Below are 16,792 nucleotides of genomic sequence, written 5' to 3'. Positions count from 1 at the left end.
CGACGTGTCTGCTGTGTGGCGCAAGAGCAGCCGCAGCAACGGCGGTGGAAACGGCAACTGCGTGGAGATCGCCCTGGACGGCCCCGCCGCCCGCATCCGCGACTCGAAGGGCCGGGCGGACGCCACGGTCGCGGCGCCCGCCTGGGCTGCGTTCCTCGCGATGGTCAAGGACCAGGTCAGAAGCTGATCACGTCGGCCGTGTCCGGGTTCGCCCTGCCCGCCAGCACGGCCTGCCACACCTCGACCAGCTCCTCCGGGCCGTGGTGCTGAACGACGGCGACCCAGTCGCCGGCCTGAGCGGTGAACGATCGCCACGCCTCGCCGAACCGCTGAGCCAACCCGTCCGAGCCCCAGTCGGCCGTGCGCTTGCGCAGCTGATCCGGCGCGAAGAAGAACTCCGACCGCGAGTCCTGCGACGGCGCCTTGTGGGTCAGCCCGATCGACACGTCCTTCTTCAGTTCGGCGCCCAGCCGTGAGTGCAGTGCCGACCGCACGTCGGCCGACCCGCTGAAGTCCAGGTACACCGAAGGCTCGACGTCCACGGCGGCGTCGTAGGGGAGCACGGTGTCGTAGAGACCGAGACCCTTGGTGAATTCCACGTTGCGCGGCGATGTCAGGCCGACGAGCCGGACTCCCTGACCGCGCAGGCACTGGGCCGTGCCGAACGCCGTCTTGCTGGAGGCGGACGAGATCACGACGGTGCGGGCGCCGTGGAAGTCGTTGTCCACCAGCTGGTCGGCGAGCAGGAAGGACGTGAGGAACAGCGGCCGGTACAGCACCTGGAGGTCTTCCAACGTCGCGTCGTAGGCCGGGTCGGACGACGTCACCAGGTAGCTGTTGTAGACGGCGGGCAGTTCGGCGCGGTGGTCGGCGGTGTCGGCGAACCCGGACGAGGTCAGACGGGCCCGCGCGACGAAGTGGCTCGCCATCGGCAGGTAGCCGTAGACGCGGGTGCCGGTGGGCAGGGCGTCCACTGTGGAGTCGACGACGTCGGCGAAGCCCCACACCGGCACCACGCCCTGACCAGGGCCGCCCGCCGGGAAGAAGTTCCAGTAGCCGAGGACGTCACCGATCACGCCGTACGTGACGTTGTTGGCGGTGAGGCCTACCCGGCTGACGCGCAGCAGGACCTCGCAGTCGGACAGATCGGACCCGGAGGGCAGTTCGTCGTGCAGCACTGCGGTTTCGGCGAGGTCACCGCGGTCGACGACGACGGTCCAGCGATTGATCATTGCCTTCGCTTCTCCTTGGTCGGAGGTATTCTCCGGTCGTGACCGTGCCTGAAAGACTGATCGACGCCGCCACCCGCCTCTTCGCGGACAAGGGCTACGAGCGGGTCGCCGTGCAGGAGATCGTGGAGAGCGCCGGCGTCACCAAGGGCGCCATGTACCACTACTTCGGGTCGAAGGACGACCTGCTGCACGAGATCTACGGGCGGCTGCTGCGGTTGCAGACCGAACACCTCGAGAAGATCGCGTCGAGCACCGGGCCCGTCACCGAACGGCTGCGCGAGGCCGCGATCGACGTCATCGTCACCAGCGTCGACGACTTCGACGCCGCCAAGGTGTTCTTCCGGTCGATGAACCACCTCTCCGAGGAGAAGCAGCGAGAGGTGCGGGCCGAGCGGCGGCGCTACCACGAGAAGTTCCGCGGGCTGGTCGAGGAGGGACAGCGGGACGGGACGTTCCGCGCCGACGTGCCCGCGGACGTGGCCACGTACTACTTCTTCGGATCGCTGCACCAGCTCGGCACCTGGTACCGCCCGGACGGGGACATCCCGCCCGGGCAGTTGGCGCAGCACTACGCGGACCTGCTGATCCACAGTCTCAAGGCCTGATCAGGGCACGATCACGCTGACGATCTCGGCGACGCACGCGGGCTTCTCGCTGCCCTCGATCTCGATGACGACCTTGGTCACGAGCTGCTTGCCCAGCGCGATGTCGGTGACGTCCAGCAGCTCGACGCCGCCGCGCACCCTGGCGCCGACGAGCACCGGCTGCGGGAAGCGCACCTTGTTGCTGCCGTAGTTGACGCCCATCTTGATGTTCTTGACCGTGTAGACGTCCCGCACCAGGTACGGCACCAGCGACAACGTCAGGTAGCCGTGCGCGACCGGTCCGCCGAACGGGCCCTTGGCGGCCTTCTCGACGTCGATGTGGATCCACTGGTGGTCGAGGGTCGCGTCGGCGAACAGGTTGACCTGCTCCTGCGTGATCTCGTGCCACTCGCCGAAACCGAGGTGCTGGCCCTTCGCGGCGACCAGCTCGTCGATGTTCTCGAACGCGCGCATCCGTCTCAGTCCTTCGGTCCGCCGGCGACGTAGATGACCTGGCCGGACACGAACCCGGCACCCTCGCTGACGAGGAACGACGCGGTGTGCGCGATGTCTTCCGGCTGGCCGACGCGCGCGACCGGGATGGCAGCCGCGGAGCCGTTGACCAGGTCCTCGAACGAGATCTTCATGCGCTCGGCCGTCGCCTTGGTCATCTCGGTGACGATGAAACCGGGCGCGATCGCGTTGACCGTGACACCGAACTTGCCGAGCTCGATCGCGAGGGTCTTCGTGAAGCCCTGCAGACCGGCCTTGGCGGCGGCGTAGTTGGCCTGGCCGCGGTTGCCGAGCGCGCTGGTGCTCGACAGGTTGACGATGCGGCCGAAGCCTTCCTTCGTCTGGAACGCCTGCACGGCCTTGCTCATCAGGAACGCGCCGCGCAGGTGCACGTTCATGACCGTGTCCCAGTCGCTCGCGGACATCTTGAACAGCAGGTTGTCGCGCAGCACGCCCGCGTTGTTGATGAGCACGGTCGGCGCGCCGAGCTCCTCGGCGACCTTCGCGACCGCGGCGTTGACCTGCTCCTCGTCGGCGACGTCGACCTTGAGGCCGATGGCGCGCCCACCGCCCGCGACGATCTTGTCGGCGCCGTCGCGCACACCCTGCTCGTCGAGGTCGAGCAACGCGACGGCCAGGCCGTCCGCGGCGAGGCGCTGCGCGACCGCGGCACCGATGCCACGAGCCGCGCCGGTGACGATCGCAACCCTGTCGGCCACGGGTCCTCCTTCGGTTTCGGTGGTGAGCTAAGCAAGCGCTTAGTAACGTACCTATCAGTCAGCTTGACGTCCAGGCCTGTGCGGACGACCATACCGACTGGTCGGAATGTTGCACTACGAGGAGGCAGGTGTCCGTGGAACTCACCGGCAAGGTCGCGCTCATCACCGGCGGAGCCAACGGCATCGGCGCCGCGTCCGCCCGGCGCCTGGCCTCGCACGGCGCTCGCGTCGTCGTGGCGGACGTGGACGCCGACCAGGGCAAAGCCGTTGCCGACGAGGTCGGCGGCGTGTTCGTGCGCTGCGACGTCACGGTTCCTTCGGACTCGGCGGAGGCCGTCGCGCTCGCCGTTCGCGAGTTCGGCGGGCTCGACATCGCGTTCCTGAACGCCGGCATCGGCACCGGCTGCTCGCTGGGCGACGACTTCGACGTCGAGACGTACCGCCGCGCGATGGCGATCAACCTCGACGGCGTCGTCTACGGCGCGCACTACGCGTTGCCCGAGGTGCGCAAGCGCGGCGGCCAGATCATCGCCACGGCGTCGATGGCCGGCCTCATGCCGATGCCCGGCGACCCCGTCTACGGCGCCAACAAGGCCGCCGTCGTCGGTCTCGTGCGCTCTCTCGGCGGCGCACACCCGGACGTGCGCGTGAACGCCCTGTGTCCCGGCTTTGCCGACACCAACATCATCGTGCCGCTGCGCTCGACGCTGGAGGAGATCGGCATGCCGATCATCCCGGTGTCCGCCGTGGTGGACGCCTTCATGTCCATTGTGGAGGGTTCGGGCACCGGTGAGGCCTGGTTCGTCCAGGCAGGCCGTGCCCCGGAGCCGTTCGGCTTCCGCAACCCGCCCGGCCCCCGTGCCGCCGACGGCTCGCGGATCCAGGCCGCCCAGAAGGACCCCGTCACCATCGCGCTCAAGGAGAACTGACCGTGCGTGCCATCCAGATCACCGAGTTCGGTGGGCCCGAGGTGTTGCAGCAGGTGGAGCTGCCCGACCCCGTCGCGGGTGAGGGCGAGGTGCTGATCAACGTTTCGCGGGCCGGTCTGAACTACGCGGACACGCACCAGGCGGAGAACTCCTACCTGGCCAAGATGGAACTGCCCCTGGTGCCCGGCGGCGAGGTCGTCGGGACCACTTCTGACGGGCGTCGGGTCGTCGCTCTGACGAAGAACTCCGGTGGGTATGCGGAGAAGGCCGTCGCGCCCGCTTTGACGACCTTCGACGTTCCCGACGGTGTGGACGACCTGACGGCGTTGTCGTTGATCGTGCAGGGTGCGACGGCCTGGTTGCTGCTGCGGAAGTCGACTCACATGGAGCCTGGCGAGTCGGTCGTCGTGCACGCTGCCGCCGGTGGTGTGGGGACGATCGCCGTGCAGCTGGCCAAGTTGTGGGGCGCCGGCCGCGTGATCGCCACGGCGTCTTCCGAGGAGAAGCGCAAGCTCGCACTGGACCTGGGTGCCGACGTTGCCGTTGACTCACGTGCGTCGGACATGACGGCCGCGCTGAAGGAGGCCAACGGCGGCCGGCGTGTCGACGTCGTGCTGGACATGACCGGAGGAGCAACCACTGACCAGTCGCTCGTGGCGCTGGCTCCGTTCGGGCGCCTTGCGTTTTATGGCATGGCCTCGCGCGAAAGGCCGAAGCCGGTCGACCTCGGGGCACTGCTGGTGCACTCCACGGCCGTTGCGGGTATGTGGCTGCCCCACGCGTTGAAGGTTCGCGACGCCGAGCACGGGACTCTCGCGCATCGGGCCATGGCCGAGCTGTTCCAGCTCGTGGTGGACGGCAAGTTGAAGGCCGTTCCCGGTGGCGAGTACGGGATGGGCGAGATCCGGCAGGCCCACGAGGACCTGCGGTCGCGCAAGACGGCGGGCAAGCTGCTGCTCGACCCGGCTCGCTGACACGAACCAGTGATGTTGCGATCAACAGTCGCCTGAAGCGCCGAGAGGGCGGCCCGCGAATGAAGCGGGCCGCCCTCTCGTGCTGACTCCGGACCTACTCGGAGAGCTCCGCCAGCTGGGCCTTCACCTTGGCCAGCTCGGCCTCCAGCTCCTCCATGCGGGTGCGGTGCTGGTCGCGCGCCGCCTCGAGCACCGACTCGATGCCCTCGGCGATGTCCTCGTGCAGCTCCTTGGCCGCCTTGGCGACCGCGATGGCCGGGATGACCAGGCCCGACACGACGCGCTGCGTGCCGTGGACCAGGTCGGCCTGCCACTCGCCCTCGGCGGTGCCGGTGACCGTGAGCGTGAGCTCGACGGTGCGAGTCTTCTTCGCCGTGCTCTTCGGGCGGCCGGCCTTCGGCTTCTCAGCCTTCGGGGGCGCCGGTGCCTCGGCGGGCTTGGGAGCCTCGACGGGCTTCGGGGCCTCGGCCTCGGGGGCGGCCTTCGCCGGAGTCTCCTCCACGACGGTCTCCTCGACTGCCTGAACCTCGGTGAGCGTGTCCGACACGATCAGGTTTCCTCTCTCCACAACGACGTGACCCCGCGCACAGCATAGAACACCTGTTCGATCAGCCGTGAATGGGGTCAGCGGAGAGCCTAGTCAGTACGGCGGGAGCTGCACGCGCCACTGCCGTTCGACGTCGAGGACGCCGGGTACCGCCTGCAACGCAGGGATGGCCTTCACCTCGGCCGTGCCGGTGACCACGCCCAGCGCTTCCAGGACGGTGTCGACCACCAGGCCCGCCTCCCGCAGGTCGTCGAGGACCTGCGGGAGGCTGCCGTCGGTCACGGAGACCATCACCTGGTCGACCGGAGCGGTCATGGCGCCTGGACGAGCCCGGTGCCGATGTCGGTGGACGGCAGCGGCACGCGCAGAGCCGTGCCGGCCAGGCGAGCCCACAGTTCGTACGCGCGTGCGCCCGTCTTCTCCGCGATCAGGACGGCCACGCCCGCCACGTGCGGGGTCGCCATCGACGTGCCGCGCAGGCGGCGGTACTTCTCCGGCAGCTTGAAGGAGGAGTACACGTCGACGCCGGGGGCGCAGACGTCGATCTGGCCGATCTTGTCCGCCGAGCCCGACGAGAACGACGCGATCGCGCGGTTCACGTCGATCGCCGCCACCGCGATGATGCTCGGGCAGCGGGCCGGGTGGCCGACCGGCGCGATGCGGCCGGGACGCGAGGAGGCGTTGCCCGCCGCGGCGATGATCAGCGTGCCCTTGGCCAGCGCGCGCTGCGCCACGGTCTCGTAGATCTGCGAGTACGGCGTGCCCGCCGGGACGTCGGCGCCCAGTGACATCGAGATCACGGCGACGCCGTTCGAGATCGCCCAGTCGATGCCCGCGAGGATGCCGCCGTCGGAGCCGGAGCCCGCGTTGGACAGCACCTTGCCCGCGAAGATCTCCGCCTCGTAGGCGACGCCGTAACCAGGTGCCGTGGCGGGCTTGCGCGGGCCCGCGGACGTGCCGATGCAGTGCGTGCCGTGGCCGTGGCCGTCCTGCACGTCCTCGCCGGCGATGAACGACTTCGTGGTGATCGCACGGCCCGCGAAGTCCGGGTGGTTCTGCTCCCAGCCCGTGTCGAGCACGGCGATCTTGACGCCCTTGCCGGTGGCCGTGCTGACGTCCGCGCCGACCGCCTGCAGCCCCCAGGTCAGCACGGACTCGTCGACGGCCTGCGCCTGCGCCTCCTCGACGGGCGCGGCGTCGTCCTGGAACGCGTGCACGACGCGCTCCGGTTCGACGATCTGGACCGGCCCGGGACGCTCGGCGGCGCCGTTCAGCTCGGCCAGCAGGTTCGGGTCCGCGGACACGACCGCGACCCCGAGCTCGGGGAAGACCTGCACGGCCTCCGGGTCCAGATCGCCGCTGTTGGGGTCGAACCCGACGACAGCACCGAGCTCGGCCACCCCCTCTTCGATCGCGTCTTCCTGCAGCAACACCAGGAAACGCCCGGTGGTCTCCACTTCAGCGGGTTCGGTCATGACGTTTCGCCCCTACTCTCCGACTTGCCCTCACTAGAGAGTCGTCACATCAGGGCTCCCGTTTCAGGCCATCTGCCTTCTGCGCTGAAAGAATTCACCGATCGGCTCAACGTACTTGGCCGCGATCGGCCCCAGGATCGCCATCAGCAGCACGTACGCGGTCGCGAGCGCCGCGAGGTCGGCGGCCACCTGCCCGGACGCCACGGCCAGCCCGGCGATGACGATGGAGAACTCACCCCGCGCCACCAGCGCCGCGCCCGCACGCATGCGGCCCATCTTGCCGATGCCCTGCCGGCGCGCCGCCCACCAGCCGGTGAACACCTTCGTCGCCGTCGTGACCACGGCCAGAGCCACCGCGATTCCCAGAACGGGTGGAATCGAACGCGGGTCGGTGTTGAGCCCGAACACCACGAAGAACATCGCCGCGAACAGGTCCCGCAGCGGCTCCAGCAACCGCGTCGCGTTCTCGGCCGTCGACCCGGAGATCGCGATGCCGAGCAGGAACGCGCCGACCGCGGCGGACACCTGCAGCTGCGAGGCGACGCCCGCGACCAGCAACGCCGAACCGAGCAGCTTGAGCAGGAACACCTCGTGGTCGGGACTGTCCACAATGGCCGAGATGAACCGGCCGTACTTCAACGCCACCACCAGGACCACGGTGATCGCGAGCAGCGAGATGCCCACCGACGTCAGTCCGCCGAGGAAGCTCACGCCCGCCAGCACCGCCGTGAGCACCGGCAGGTAGACGGCCATCGCCAGGTCCTCGAACACGAGCACGGACAGCACGACGGGCGTCTCGCGGTTACCTAACCTGCCAAGGTCTCCGAGCACCTTCGCGACGATGCCCGACGACGAGATGTACGTGACGCCCGCCATCGCGAGCGCGCCGACGGTGCCCCAGCCGAGCAGGTAGGCCGCGATCGCACCTGGCGCCGAGTTCAGCACCAGGTCGAGCACACCGGCCATCCACGACTTCTTCAGCCCGGTGGTGAGCTCGGACGCCGAGTACTCGAGTCCGAGCAGCAGGAGCAGCAGCACCACGCCGATCTCGCTGGCCAGGTGCGTGAACTCCTCGATGCCGTGCAACGGGACGAACCCGCCCTGGCCGAACGCGAGCCCGCCGATCAGGTACAGCGGGATCGGGGAGATACCGGCACGCCGGGCCACACGACCCAGCAGGCCGAGGCCGAAGAAGACCGCGCCGAGCTGGATCATGGCGATTGTTGTCTCGTGCACTGTGCTTAACCGCCGTGGAGGATCTCAGCGGCGGCGTCGAGGCCCTCCGCGGTGCCGACGACGACCGCGAGGTCACCGTTTTCGAAGAGGAAGTCGGGCCCGGGCGACGGATGCGCGTTGCCCGCGCGCACGACGGCCACGATGGACACACCTGTCCTCGTGCGCAGGGCGGTCTCGCCGAGGGTGCGGTTCGCGAAGGCGGTGACCGGCAGCTGACGCGTGGTGATGCCCGCGATGTCGCGGGTCTCCTCGCGCAGGTGGGCGACGAGCTGCGGCGCGCCGAGCAGGCCCGCGAGCGTGTTCGCCTCTTCCGGTGAGAGGGGTATGGAGGCCGAGCAGGAGTCCGGGTCGTTCGCCTTGGAGACGATGAGCTCGAACTTGCCGTCCCGATAGGTGATCACGCCGACACGCCGCCCGGCGCGGATGGTGAAGTCCTGACGCGTCCCGATGCCCGGCAGGGGCGTGATCTCTACGTTCACACAGATCATGATACGTGGATGTCACTTCGAGTACGCCCCGTGCGTCGCGGTTGGGTGGTACGCGATCGCGTGCCCGGACCCGACGTCGACGAGTTCGCCGAACCCGGTCAGGTGATCGGGGCGCTGGCCAGGGCCCCGCACGGCACGCTGCTGGCCGTCCAGCACCCCCACCGCACCCCCGCGGCGCTGGCGGAGGGGGTCGGCCTGCTCGACGCGCTGCCGGCCGCCCGCGCCGAGCTCGCGGTGCTGATCAGGCGCGCGTACGTCGAGGTCACCGACGTCGTCGCGCCCTACCGGGTGGACGGGCCGGACGGCACGGCGTGCGGTGTGCTGTGCCTGGTCGACCCGGACGGCATCGCGCACACCGAGGACGTCTACCCGGACGTCGTCGCCGAACGCGGACGGGTGCTGGCCTCGCTGGGCATCGCGACGAGCGCCGCCATGCTCGTCCCGGTCACCCCGCACGACGCCCTCACGGAGCTCGTGCTCGGCATGACGGGGGAGCCGGCCGTGTCGCTCGTGGACTCGGGCGGGCGGCGGCACTGGGTGTGGCTGGTCGGGCCGGGGGAGGAGCAGGACGCGTTCCTCGACGCCGCCGGCGCGCACCCGTTGCTCGTCGCGGACGGCAACCACCGGGTCGCGGCGGCGCGCGAGGCCGGGCTGGCGGGGCTGCTGGCGCTCGTCACGTCCGGGCCGGGGCTGCGGGTCGGGCCGATCCACCGCGCGATCTCGGGCAGCGGGCTCACCGCGTCCGACCTGGTGGCGGCGTGGGAACGGGCCGGGCTGGCGGTGTCGTCCCTGCCCTACGTCGTCGATCCCGAACCGGGAGTGGTCGTGGTGCGGTGCCCGGACGAGGTGCTGCGGGTCGAACTGCCCGCGGGACGGGGGATCGACCACGCGGTCGTGGAGTCGTTGCTGCTGCACGAGGCTCTCGGCCTCGACCCCGAGAGCCCGTGCGTGAGGGCGGTCGTGGACCCGTCGGTCGAGGCCGAGGCGGTGCTGCTGATCGCACCCGTGCCGCTGCGGGAAGTGCTGGCGGGCACCAAGATGCCGCGCAAGAGCACCTACTTCACGCCCAAGCCGCGCAGCGGACTTCTGCTGGCCGACCTGTCACCGTAGGGCCCTGCCCGGCGGGATCGTTCGGCCCTGTTCGGTCGTCGGACGCGCGTTGAAAATCGAGCGATGCACTACGACGCCTCACCTTCGCTGCCGCCACCCCATTCCCGGATCGGACTGCTGCACGTCAGGCACCTGAGGGTCATGACGTCGGCGTTGCGCGCGGTCGACTACCGCTACGGCGGCGGATCGTGCCGCACGCAGGTGCAGGCGCTGTTGTCGTGGTGCGACAAGGCTTACGCGCACTCGGCCAGCGCCGCCGTGCGCCGCGACTTCCGGGGCGCCATCGCGGAGCTGCACGCCCTCGCGGGGTGGACGGCCTTCGACGCCGGCCTCGGAGGATCCGCGCACCGCCACTTCCTGCTCGCCCTGGACTTCGCCCAGGACGAGGACCTGGTGGCGAACATCCGGTACCGGATGGGGCGGGTCCACCTGCACCACGGTGGGCCCGCCGAGGCGCTCGGCATGTTCCGGCTCGCGGAGATCGTCGCGAAGAGCCACCACACGAACGCGATCCTGGCCGCGAACCAGGCGTGGTGCCACGCCGAGATGGGACAGCGGGTGCCCGCGCTGGCGTTGCTGGGACGTGCGCACGACGAGTTCGCACGGGCGGACGTGGACGGCGCGCCGCCGTGGGCCGCGTTCTTCGACGTGCACGACCTCGCCGGCATGACCGGGGCCATCTACACCTCTCTCGCGCGCACGGTCGACGCGAGTTACGCCAAGCCGGCCATCACGGCGTTGCTCCAGGCGGTGTCCGGCTACCGCGACGAGATGGCGCGCAGCCGGACGTTCGCGCTGATCTCGTTGTCGCTCAACCACCTCCTGCTGGGGGACGCGGACGAGGCGGCGGCCGCGGGGGTCCTGGCCGTCGCGCAGGCGGGGGACGTGATGTCGGCCCGCGCGCGCAAGAAGCTCGAACCGCTGCACGCCGAGGCGGACCGGCGTCGCGCAACCACGTTGCGGGAGCTCATCACGCCGTTGCTGGTGGCCCCGTCGCACGCCGCGTGATGGACGCGCGGAGCCGGTGGTTTCCGGCCTCGCCGGGGTCGTTGCCGGAGATCAGGGCCTTCGTGCGGGAGCTCGCCGGGCAGTCCGGGTTGCGCGGTGACGACGCGCGGGACGTGGTGCTGGCGGTGTCCGAGGCGGCGGACAACGCGGTGCGGCGCGCCGGGGCGTCCGTCGTCGGGGTGGCGTGGGAGCCGCGCGACCACGCCGTGCTGCTCACCATCGAGGACGACGGCGTGTTCGACCACGACGCCGGTGACGTCAGGCCGTTGGGGCTGCGGCTGCTGTTCGGCGTCGCCGACGAGGTGCGGGTGCGGCCGGGCAAGCCGACGTGGCCCGGCACGGTCGTGCGGGCGCTCGTGCGGGTCTGGTCGCGGCCGGGCGCCCTGGACCTGCCCGCGCAGCGCTCGAAGGTGCTGCTGGTGGACGGCGACCGGCTCTCGGGCCAGGCCCTGGCCGTCTTCCTGCACGCCGAGGGCTACGACGTGTCGCTCGTGACGACGGTGGCGGCCGCACAGGAGGCCATTCAGAGTCCACCGGCTCTGGCGGTGGTGGACCTGCTGACGTCTCATGGGGAGGGAACGAGGTTCGCTGCGGCGGCGCGAACCTCCGGCGTGCCGGTGGTGGCCGTCTCGGCGATCGAGCCGGCCGCGCACGTCGCCGACGCGTACCTGGCGAAACCGGCGCACCCGTTCCGCGTGCTCGCCGCGGTGCGCGACCTGTTGTCTCCCGACCCGTGAGGCACTGACGATGAGACCTCATCCAGGCCAGCTGGAGGTGCGCCGCGACGGCGCGGTGGTGACGTTGACCGGTGAGGTCGACATGAACACCAGCGACCTGCTGCGCGCCGAGCTCGCGCTCGCCTGTTCGGCCGGGGACGGCCTGGGCGACGTCGTGGTCGACTTCACCGGGCTGACGTTCATCGGTTCCAGCGGCCTGCACGTGCTGATCGAGACCGCCGGCGTGCTGGGGGACCGGCGGCTCGTGCTGCTCGGCGGCGGGTGGGCCGCCTACGTCGTGAACCTGCTCGGGCTCACCGTGAAGTTCCCGAACATCGTTGTGGAACAAGACGTCGGGTGATGTCCACTGAGGACGCTGTAGGGTCGGTCGCATGGCGGTGCGAGCGATCAGGGGTGCCACGCAGATCGACGCGGATTCGCGGGACCTGCTGCTGGAGGCGACGGCCGAGCTGGTGCGGGAGGTGTTGTCGTGCAACGCGTTGACGTCGGAAGACCTGATCAGCGTGGTGCTCACCGCCACCCCCGACCTCGTGTCGGAGTTCCCGGCCTACGCCGCGCGCCTCGCGGGCCTGCAGGACGTGCCGTTGCTGTCCGCCACCGAGATCGCGGTGCCGGGCTCGATGCCGCGGGTGGTCCGGTTGCTGGCCCACGTCGAGACGGACCTGCCGCGGTCGTCGATCAAGCACGTCTACCTGCGCGGAGCGGCGGCGTTGCGGACCGACCTCAACCACTGAACGCGCGGCTGATCGCGTCAACGCGTTGGCCCGGATGCCCCGCAGGCGCCCCACCCACTCCGCGCCGGGGTCGAGCGCCGGCGCGATGTGCGTGGGGTGCGCGCAGTTGACCATGTAGTAGGCCGGGTAGCCGTTCGTGTCCCGGTCGACCGCGCGGACGGCGTCCCCCAGCGCGTCCCCGCTCGGCAGCCTGCCGTCGGTCTCGACGGTGAACGAGATGACCACCTGCGCGCCGGCCTCGCGGGCGGCGTCGGCGATGCCGGTGGCCTCGGGCACGTTCGTCAGCGTCATCGCGGTGACCAGGTCGGCCTCGGTGTCGGGGAGCGTGCGGATCTGGGTGGAGTGGTACTCGCGCGCCTCGTCCCGGCTCATGATCGTCTCAGGTCTGTACGCGTCCCCGCGCGGCCCGACGCACCCGCTGATGACGACGGTGGCCGCGAACTTCGCGCGCACGTCCAGCAGCAGGTCGACGGCGGCCCTGTTGGCCCGGTCGAGGCGGTTCCCGTCGTAACCCCGCCGCGCCGCCCTGCCGTCGGGGTCGTCGAGCAGCGGGAACGCGGCGAAGTCGGGCAGGTCGATGCCGTCGTCGAAGATCAGGGTGGTCTCGGCGCCGCCGTCGGCGAGGAAGAGGTCGGCGTGGAGCTGGGGCAGCTGCCTCATCGGGGTGCCTCCAGGTCGGAGGGCTCAGTGTGCGTCCCGTGCACCGGTCGTGCCCGCTAGGATCAGGTGATCACTGGGGGGTGATCGCGTGTTCCAGCCCTATCTGGCGGAGTACCGCTACTACGCGTTGTTCCGCGACGGCCACGGCATGTCCGACGTCGGCAACTCCGAAGGCCTCTACCGCAGCCTTGGTCCCTACGACGAGCAGAAGTACGTCGGCCGCGGTGTGTGGCAGAGCAGCAACGGCCTGTCCAAATCCCGCGACAGGGACTCGTACGACGACTACCGCGAGGTGAGTGCCGTCGAGCTCGAGAGGCTCGAGCGGCTGGCCGACGACATGGGCTCCGCCCGGGTCGAGTCGCGGGACGGGGCCCAGGGCGGTGGCTACGCGGTCTTCCGGCACGAGGCCGACGTGATCGACTTGCGCTCCGCGTACGCCGTGGTCGACGAGCTGCTGCCAGAGCATGGTTTCGCGGTGCCTTTGTGGCCGTTCGAACGGGACGAGCTGGCCGCGGTCGTCGCCCTCCTCACGGCCCGGCGGCGAGCAGAACCGGTGGACGGCCACCACCACTTCGCCGTGTTCGACGCTTTCAACGACTTCGTGACGCTCGACCGGGCGCACTCGCTGATCCGCTGCCCTGCCGACGGCGACGGCAAGTGGGAGACGTTCCTGCACGGCGACCGATGGGTGCCGGGAACCGACCCGCGGAGCGGACACGTCCTGCCGGTCGCCCACGACGAGATCCTGCGCGTCAAGCAGCTGAGGGAGAACGCCGAGACCAGGTACTTCGAGGTCCAGCTCGGCACCAACACCCGGCGAGAGGTCGTCCGCCGCACCGCGTCGGGCGACGAGGCGGTGGACGACCTCGGCTGGCGGCCCACCGACGTGTTCGAGCGACTGCGGCCGGACTGGCAGGTCGAGGAGTTGGGCGAGCGCGGCTTCCGCGGCGTGCGTTACGCCCGTGTGCTCCTGGCGAGGTCGGCCAGGTTCCGCGGCGAGCCGCACAGCTACCAGGCCTTCTTCAGCGGGCAGGACGACGTCTACGACTTCGCCCTGGTCCGCTTCCTGGCCAGGAGGCTGCCGAACCCGTACGAGCTCGAGTACGAGCTGTGGACACCGGACGGCTGGGAGTACCGGGCCGACAGGCTCCACGGAACCCCGCTGCCGATCTCCGAGGAGGAGTTCCACCGGCTGGCGGAACTCCTCCGGGACACGGGTCGCCTCAGGCGCTGAAGGCCTTGCCGGGCAGCCACCCGTTGGGGATGTCCGTGACGCGCCAGGACGGAACGGACACCTTCACCGTGCGGATCGGCGTGGCGAGGAACGGCGCCACCTCGGGCACCTTGGCGACGAGGTGCTGCCGCACGGCCTCGTCCTCGGCACCCTCGACCACCACGGCCGTGCCCCGCGCCTGCAGGAACGGCTCCATCGGCGACCCGGTCGACACGACCAGCGCCACCTCGGGGTTCTCCTTGATCGCCTTGAGCGTGCGGCCGCGCTCCTCGAGCACGAGCACCAGCGTGTGCGGCCCGTCCTCGGCGAAGTAGACGCCGCTCACCCACGAGCCGTCCGATCCCGCCGTGGCGAGGAACATCGACTTGTGCGCGGCCAGCGTGCGGTGCAGCAGCTCCTCGACGGCGCCGCGCTGTTCTGTGGTGGTCACTGGGTCCTCCATCGATCTCGGTGGTGCGCCCACCAGATCGGCGCGGACCGCGCGCGCCTTGTGCGGATTCCACCGATCGATACCGCCTACCGGCTGAAGTGCTGCTGCAGGCGCTGGTGGCGGAACTCGTAGGCGGCACCCACCTGCCGGAGGACGCCGCGTTCGTGCGCCTCCTCCAGGAAGCCCAGGAGACGCCAGGGAAGCCTGCCGCACAGGGCGAACCAGGTCCGCGCGATGGTGAAGCCGACCCAGGCGCCGGACAGGGGCCAGACGCAGGAGGCGGTCAGCCCCAGCCCGGCCATGGCCACGAGGGCGGGCACGTCCAGTCCGCCCTCCACCCACGTCCACATCGACAGCCCGACGGTGATCGTGGTCGTGGCCAGCGCGGTCACGAAGATCGTGGCCTTGCGGTCGCCCGCCAGGCCGCCGCGGGGGTCGACGGGCGCGTTGACCGAGATCGGCTTCGCCAGCGCCTGGCTGCTCCAGCCGATGCCGATGATCGAGCCGGTGGTCACCACGATGCCCAGCGGGGTCCTGGCGGAGGCGAGCTGGTCGGCGAGCGCGGACGCCCCGATGCCCGCCAGCCCGCCGGCCAGCAGGCCGCCGGCGGCCCGGCCCCAGGATGCCACCAGGTACGACGGCAACCGGGCGGCGTCTGGGGCGCGCACCGCACCCGCCACCGTTCCCGCGAGAGCTCCGGCCACGGCGCCCGCGGCGGCTCCCACGACCAGGACGACGAGCCACCACGCCGCGAAGACCGGCTGGTCGCTGAGCCGGCCGTGGAGCAGGATCGTCGTCGCGAACACGGCGCCGGTGAGCAGACCCCGGCTCGCGCCGACGACCGTGCGAGGTCCGGGCAGCATCAAGAACAGGCGCCACCACCCCAGGTTCCGCGCCTGTGGCCTCGCCGCGAGCCGTCGAGCGAGGAACGCGAGCCACCTCCTCGGGTTCTCCGGAGAGGGGTAGAGCGCCGGGAGGTAGGCCTCCAGTAGGTGCTTCTCGACGGCGGACGACGTCGGCAGTTCCAGCAGGTCCGCGGGATCGCTCGTGAGCGGGGTGAACGCCGTCCTCGCGAGGTAGACGGCCAGCGGGGTCGAGAGCGCCCGTGCGAGCACCCCGTCCGGTTCCCGCAGGAGCGCCTCGGTGACCGGCCGCCACCTCCGGTCGCCCTCCAGCACACCCGCCTCCAGGTACCGGGCCGCCTCCCGCGCCCCGACCGGTGTCAGCTCGACGACCGCCGCCCGGCCGACCGGGACACCGGTCTCGCGGATGATCTCCTCGTAGTCGTCCGCGCGGCAGGTCAGCACGAAGGGCGAGTTCCTGCCGACCACACGGGCGATGCCCCGCACCGCGTCGACCTTCGAACCGACCTCGTCCAGCGCGTCCAGCACCGGCAGGACCAGCCGCTTCTCGACCAGTGCGCGCGCCAGGGCCTGCCCGTGGACGCCGCGTGCGCGGAAGTCCGGGTGGTCCGCGGAGATCCGCTGCGCCATCCACGAGTCCAGGTCCTGCTCGGCCGGGTCCCAGGAGGCGAGCGGCAGCAGGACCGGGACCAGGTCGCCCGGCTCGCGCCGGGCGAGCAGGTCCAGCACCAGCAGCATCGCGGCACTCGTCTTGCCGGAGCCGGGTTCGCCCAGCAGCACGAGCTGGTGGCCGGGCAGTTCGAACAGCGCGTCCGCGAGCCGGCCCACACCGCCGTGCAGCTTCAGCCGGAGGGGCTCGCCGGGCACGACGCCGGGACCGATGACGTCCTTCGCGCTCGGTGCGACCGGCCGTCGGGTCGACGCCCAGCGGACGTCCAGCGGGTCCTGGTGGGTGAGGCCGCGAGCACCGGCCTCCCGTTCCCACTGCCGGAGGACGAGATCGGCGAGGTCCTCGAGCGCGTGGGCGGGATCTCCCGAGGTGTCCGCCGCGACGCCGGCGCGCAGCGTCAGCAAGCCGACCACCAGGCCCGCGAGCGCGAGCACCGCGCCCGTCACGCTGGCGAGCTTGTCCCCCACGTCCAGCGCGTCTTCCGACGTGGCCAGCCAGATCAGGACACCGATGACCGACACGGCGAACGCCACGACGGCGAGCCGCCACCTGCCCGAGTTCACCGCGACATGATTCCCGATGATCGGCACCGCCTCCGCCCTGGACCGTCCCGGTGCCGGTGTGAGCGTCCGCACCAGGCACAATGTGG

Annotated in this window: 20 protein-coding genes and 1 pseudogene; 10 read left to right on the top strand and 11 right to left on the bottom strand. The window is 70.7% G+C overall.

All coding sequences use genetic code 11. The features are described 5' to 3' along the window. The first annotated feature begins 4 nt into the window (after positions 1–4). Complete coding sequence (locus tag ND450_RS21060; RefSeq protein ID WP_253327779.1) at positions 5–187, top strand: DUF397 domain-containing protein; 183 nt, start codon at positions 5–7, stop codon at positions 185–187. On the opposite strand, the gene ND450_RS21055 is transcribed toward ND450_RS21060, so the two are convergent. Continuing rightward, positions 177–1,232, bottom strand: a complete 1,056-nt coding sequence (locus ND450_RS21055; RefSeq protein ID WP_253327778.1) for a DUF2855 family protein — start codon at positions 1,230–1,232, stop codon at positions 177–179. The two genes, ND450_RS21060 and ND450_RS21055, sit on opposite strands and share 11 nt — an antisense overlap. Before the next feature lie 38 nt (positions 1,233–1,270). Between ND450_RS21055 and ND450_RS21050 the strand changes: the two genes are divergently transcribed. Beyond that, complete coding sequence (locus ND450_RS21050) at positions 1,271–1,837, top strand: TetR/AcrR family transcriptional regulator (protein ID WP_245786513.1); 567 nt, start codon at positions 1,271–1,273, stop codon at positions 1,835–1,837. Here ND450_RS21050 and ND450_RS21045 read toward each other — a convergent pair whose 3' ends face one another. Together ND450_RS21045 and ND450_RS21040 are read right to left on the bottom strand one after the other, a co-directional pair. Further along, the gene (locus tag ND450_RS21045; protein WP_177230067.1) at positions 1,838–2,290 is read right to left on the bottom strand and encodes a MaoC family dehydratase; all 453 of its coding nucleotides are present in this window, start codon (positions 2,288–2,290) and stop codon (positions 1,838–1,840) included. It lies immediately after the preceding gene. A gap of 5 nt (positions 2,291–2,295) precedes the next feature. After that, the gene (locus tag ND450_RS21040; RefSeq protein ID WP_253327777.1) at positions 2,296–3,048 is read right to left on the bottom strand and encodes an SDR family oxidoreductase; all 753 of its coding nucleotides are present in this window, start codon (positions 3,046–3,048) and stop codon (positions 2,296–2,298) included. Between the two features lie 128 nt (positions 3,049–3,176). Here ND450_RS21040 and ND450_RS21035 point away from each other — a divergent pair, with 128 nt between their 5' ends. Further along, positions 3,177–3,977 carry an SDR family NAD(P)-dependent oxidoreductase gene (locus tag ND450_RS21035; protein WP_253327776.1) on the top strand — a complete coding sequence of 267 codons (801 nt, stop codon included), beginning with the start codon at positions 3,177–3,179 and terminating at the stop codon, positions 3,975–3,977. 2 nt (positions 3,978–3,979) lie between these two features. Further along, positions 3,980–4,951, top strand: coding sequence for an NADPH:quinone oxidoreductase family protein (locus tag ND450_RS21030; RefSeq protein ID WP_253327775.1), 972 nt, complete (start codon positions 3,980–3,982; stop codon positions 4,949–4,951). A 94-nt stretch (positions 4,952–5,045) separates the two neighbouring features. Here the strand turns inward: ND450_RS21030 and ND450_RS21025 are convergent, their stop codons facing one another. The 5 genes from ND450_RS21025 to ND450_RS21005 all read right to left on the bottom strand — a co-directional run bounded on the left by ND450_RS21025 (position 5,046) and on the right by ND450_RS21005 (position 8,688). Beyond that, positions 5,046–5,498 (bottom strand): DUF6319 family protein, encoded by a 453-nt coding sequence (locus ND450_RS21025; RefSeq protein ID WP_253327774.1) that lies wholly within the window; start codon positions 5,496–5,498, stop codon positions 5,046–5,048. Positions 5,499–5,591: 93 nt separating this feature from the next. Then, positions 5,592–5,813 carry a hypothetical protein gene (locus tag ND450_RS21020; RefSeq protein WP_089922949.1) on the bottom strand — a complete coding sequence of 74 codons (222 nt, stop codon included), beginning with the start codon at positions 5,811–5,813 and terminating at the stop codon, positions 5,592–5,594. Then, positions 5,810–6,973, bottom strand: a complete 1,164-nt coding sequence (locus ND450_RS21015) for a S8 family serine peptidase (RefSeq protein ID WP_253327773.1) — start codon at positions 6,971–6,973, stop codon at positions 5,810–5,812. The genes ND450_RS21020 and ND450_RS21015 overlap by 4 nt, the downstream gene beginning before the upstream one ends. 63 nt (positions 6,974–7,036) lie before the next feature. Beyond that, the gene (locus ND450_RS21010) at positions 7,037–8,188 is read right to left on the bottom strand and encodes a cation:proton antiporter (protein WP_371927778.1); all 1,152 of its coding nucleotides are present in this window, start codon (positions 8,186–8,188) and stop codon (positions 7,037–7,039) included. Positions 8,189–8,214: 26 nt separating this feature from the next. Then, positions 8,215–8,688 (bottom strand): cation:proton antiporter regulatory subunit, encoded by a 474-nt coding sequence (locus tag ND450_RS21005; protein WP_253327771.1) that lies wholly within the window; start codon positions 8,686–8,688, stop codon positions 8,215–8,217. 18 nt (positions 8,689–8,706) lie between these two features. Between ND450_RS21005 and ND450_RS21000 the strand changes: the two genes are divergently transcribed. The 5 genes from ND450_RS21000 (at position 8,707) to aroH (ending at position 12,286) form a co-directional block, all read left to right on the top strand. After that, positions 8,707–9,807 carry a DUF1015 family protein gene (locus ND450_RS21000; protein WP_253327770.1) on the top strand — a complete coding sequence of 367 codons (1,101 nt, stop codon included), beginning with the start codon at positions 8,707–8,709 and terminating at the stop codon, positions 9,805–9,807. 63 nt (positions 9,808–9,870) lie between these two features. Beyond that, entirely contained in the window at positions 9,871–10,815 is a 945-nt protein-coding gene (locus ND450_RS20995) for a hypothetical protein (protein ID WP_253327769.1), read from the top strand. Further along, on the top strand, positions 10,815–11,552 hold the full coding sequence (locus tag ND450_RS20990; RefSeq protein WP_253327768.1) for an ATP-binding protein: 738 nt from the start codon (positions 10,815–10,817) through the stop codon (positions 11,550–11,552). The genes ND450_RS20995 and ND450_RS20990 overlap by 1 nt, the downstream gene beginning before the upstream one ends. Positions 11,553–11,562: 10 nt before the next feature. Then, complete coding sequence (locus tag ND450_RS20985; protein WP_253327767.1) at positions 11,563–11,892, top strand: STAS domain-containing protein; 330 nt, start codon at positions 11,563–11,565, stop codon at positions 11,890–11,892. Positions 11,893–11,923: 31 nt separating this feature from the next. Continuing rightward, the gene (aroH, locus tag ND450_RS20980; protein ID WP_253327766.1) at positions 11,924–12,286 is read left to right on the top strand and encodes a chorismate mutase; all 363 of its coding nucleotides are present in this window, start codon (positions 11,924–11,926) and stop codon (positions 12,284–12,286) included. Positions 12,287–12,409: 123 nt separating this feature from the next. Here aroH and ND450_RS46085 read toward each other — a convergent pair. Then, a pseudogene (locus ND450_RS46085) lies at positions 12,410–12,946 on the bottom strand (homocysteine S-methyltransferase family protein); the annotation flags it as partial. Between the two features lie 88 nt (positions 12,947–13,034). On the opposite strand from ND450_RS46085, the gene ND450_RS20970 reads away from it, so the two are divergent. Then, entirely contained in the window at positions 13,035–14,180 is a 1,146-nt protein-coding gene (locus tag ND450_RS20970) for a hypothetical protein (RefSeq protein WP_253327764.1), read from the top strand. On the opposite strand, the gene ND450_RS20965 is transcribed toward ND450_RS20970, so the two are convergent. After that, positions 14,170–14,610: a pyridoxamine 5'-phosphate oxidase family protein gene (locus ND450_RS20965; protein ID WP_253327763.1), complete on the bottom strand. Its 441-nt coding sequence runs from the start codon at positions 14,608–14,610 to the stop codon at positions 14,170–14,172. The genes ND450_RS20970 and ND450_RS20965 overlap by 11 nt on opposite strands. Positions 14,611–14,696: 86 nt before the next feature. Continuing rightward, entirely contained in the window at positions 14,697–16,778 is a 2,082-nt protein-coding gene (locus tag ND450_RS20960) for a hypothetical protein (RefSeq protein ID WP_253327762.1), read from the bottom strand. Between the last annotated feature and the right edge of the window lie 14 nt (positions 16,779–16,792).

It is taken from the genome of Lentzea sp. HUAS12 (assembly GCF_024125735.1).
In the GTDB taxonomy this organism is placed as follows: domain Bacteria; phylum Actinomycetota; class Actinomycetes; order Mycobacteriales; family Pseudonocardiaceae; genus Lentzea; species Lentzea albida.
This window is presented reverse-complemented; position numbering and strand designations above follow the sequence as displayed.

Coding starts and splice junctions, on each gene's coding strand:
- ND450_RS21055 (WP_253327778.1), bottom strand. CDS start 1,232: ATGATCAATCGCTGGACCGTCGTCGTCGACCGCGGTGACCTCGCCGAA.
- ND450_RS21045 (WP_177230067.1), bottom strand. CDS start 2,290: ATGCGCGCGTTCGAGAACATCGACGAGCTGGTCGCCGCGAAGGGCCAG.
- ND450_RS21020 (WP_089922949.1), bottom strand. CDS start 5,813: ATGACCGCTCCGGTCGACCAGGTGATGGTCTCCGTGACCGACGGCAGC.
- ND450_RS21015 (WP_253327773.1), bottom strand. CDS start 6,973: ATGACCGAACCCGCTGAAGTGGAGACCACCGGGCGTTTCCTGGTGTTG.
- ND450_RS21010 (WP_371927778.1), bottom strand. CDS start 8,188: ATGATCCAGCTCGGCGCGGTCTTCTTCGGCCTCGGCCTGCTGGGTCGT.
- ND450_RS21000 (WP_253327770.1), top strand. CDS start 8,707: ATGTCACTTCGAGTACGCCCCGTGCGTCGCGGTTGGGTGGTACGCGAT.
- ND450_RS20995 (WP_253327769.1), top strand. CDS start 9,871: ATGCACTACGACGCCTCACCTTCGCTGCCGCCACCCCATTCCCGGATC.
- ND450_RS20990 (WP_253327768.1), top strand. CDS start 10,815: ATGGACGCGCGGAGCCGGTGGTTTCCGGCCTCGCCGGGGTCGTTGCCG.
- ND450_RS20985 (WP_253327767.1), top strand. CDS start 11,563: ATGAGACCTCATCCAGGCCAGCTGGAGGTGCGCCGCGACGGCGCGGTG.
- aroH (WP_253327766.1), top strand. CDS start 11,924: ATGGCGGTGCGAGCGATCAGGGGTGCCACGCAGATCGACGCGGATTCG.